The organism is Algibacter sp. (assembly GCF_049667265.1).
Classification (GTDB): domain Bacteria; phylum Bacteroidota; class Bacteroidia; order Flavobacteriales; family Flavobacteriaceae; genus Algibacter_B.
Map to the genome: position 1 here is coordinate 1 of NZ_JBATHX010000155.1, position 1529 is coordinate 1529.

Genomic DNA, 1529 nt, shown 5'->3' on the forward strand with positions numbered 1-1529 from the left:
ATCTTTTAGGATTTTTACTAAGCGATAATACTTTAAAAGGAAACTTCAACGTAAATTCAAACCTTTTTAAATTAAGTGATTTTATGACTGAAGATGATTCTTCAGCTAATAACAAAACCACTAGCGATGCCGAATCTTTAAAAATTCCAGCATTTTTAGATTGTACTATCCAAGCCAATGCTAATACTGTAGTTTACGATAATTTAAATCTGAAAAACGTAACAGGTACCTTGTATATAAAAGACCAGCAAGCCAGACTTGAAAACATGAAATCTAATATTTTTGATGGTGCTTTATCCATATCTGGCGATGTTTCAACTAAAGAAGATACACCAACTTTCAACTTAAATTTGGGGGCCGATGGGTTTGATATTTCAAAATCATTTAAAGACTTAGACTTACTTAAAAACCTAGCACCAATAGCCACATTTCTTAACGGAAAACTAAACACAAACATCACCCTATCAGGAAAATTAGACAAAGAGTTTTCACCAGATTTAAGCACCGTTTCTGGTAATGCCCTAACCGAATTGCTTACCACAAAAATAAGTGACAACAAAAGTGAATTATTCAATAAACTAGAAGGCTCCCTGAGTTTTATAGATTTTAGTAAACTTGATTTAAAAGAATTAAAAACCAAACTCGATTTTGCTAATGGAAAAGTAAGTGTAAAACCTTTCGAAATAAAATATCAAGACATTGCCATTACCGTTTCTGGCTCGCACGGATTTGACAAAACCATGGATTATAGTGCTGTTTTTAACGTTCCAGCAAAATATTTAGGTAGCGAGGTAAACCGACTTATTGGTAAAATAAACGATACCCAAGTTAATGCTATTACAATACCAATTACTGCAAATATTGGTGGTAGTTTTACAAGTCCAACCGTTAAAACCGATTTAACAAGCGGTATTACCAATTTAACAAAACAACTTGTAGAAATTGAGAAACAAAAACTACTAAACCAAGGCAAAGACAAGGTTAAAGATTTAATTGGTGACGTAATAGGCGGAAATAAAACCAAAACCGATTCTGTAAAACAACAACAAAACGATGCCGTAAAAGAAGTTTTAGGCGATATCATTGGAGGTAATAAAACAACCGATTCTACTAAAACAAAAACCACCACTCAAGACGCTGTAAAAAATGTGCTTGGTGGCTTATTAGGAACGAAGAAAAAACAAAAAGATACTGTAAAATAATTCTTCAATTAAAAATCTAAATAATCAACATCAAATTTATCGCCCAAAAGCGACTTCATTACCTCAGGATTTCCATTGGTAAAAAACTGAGATTTGGCTTTTCCTGGTTGGGTATTCAACAAATCATATTTCTCTAAAACAATTTTAGTTTGTCGCGCAACGGCTTCACCAGAATCTATAATTTTAACATGCTTAGGAAGCAATTCTAAAAGCATTGGCATTAAATAAGGGTAATGTGTGCAGCCTAAAACCAAATAATCAATATTGGCTTTAATCATCGGTTCTAAGTAACCCTCTAATAGCGATTTCATGGCGTCACTATATAGT

The 1529-nt window shown here is 32.8% G+C and carries 2 protein-coding genes; one reads left to right on the forward strand and one right to left on the reverse strand.

Going from position 1 to position 1529, the window contains the following annotated elements:
• Positions 1 to 1202: AsmA-like C-terminal region-containing protein (locus WBN21_RS05745; RefSeq protein WP_424198335.1), on the forward strand; the 1202-nt coding region annotated here is incomplete at its 5' end.
• A gap of 8 nt (positions 1203 to 1210) precedes the next feature.
• On the opposite strand, the gene WBN21_RS05750 is transcribed toward WBN21_RS05745, so the two are convergent.
• A partial coding sequence (locus WBN21_RS05750; protein ID WP_424198337.1) for a glutamate racemase occupies positions 1211 to 1529 on the reverse strand: 319 nt, incomplete at its 5' end.